This window comes from Acinetobacter johnsonii (assembly GCF_048551975.1).
Lineage (GTDB): Bacteria > Pseudomonadota > Gammaproteobacteria > Pseudomonadales > Moraxellaceae > Acinetobacter > Acinetobacter johnsonii_A.
Window position 1 is genome coordinate 1 of sequence record NZ_JBIMCF010000251.1, and the last position, 266, is coordinate 266.

The 266-nt window shown below is 47.4% G+C and carries 1 pseudogene; it reads left to right on the plus strand.

Annotated elements, in window-relative coordinates:
- Positions 1 to 259, plus strand: a pseudogene (gene znuC / locus ACG9ZB_RS17410) (zinc ABC transporter ATP-binding protein ZnuC); the annotation flags it as partial.
- Between the last annotated feature and the right edge of the window lie 7 nt (positions 260 to 266).

The following is a 266-nucleotide window of genomic DNA, read 5'->3' on the forward strand; positions in this document are numbered from 1 at the left end:
ATATGGTTGTGCTGTGCTCATGGTTTCACATGATTTACAGTGGGTCATGCAAGGAACTCATCGGGTGGTGTGTTTGAATAAACACATTTGTTGTAGTGGCCTGCCTGAAAACGTGCAACAACACCCTGAGTATCAAGCCATTTTTGGTACCAACCGCGTGGTCTATCAACATCATCATGATCACTGCGCACATGGTGATAGTGCAACGCCTTGCCAGCATGACGCTCGTCCACACATTCACCCAGAACCGGAAGCTTAAGTCATGA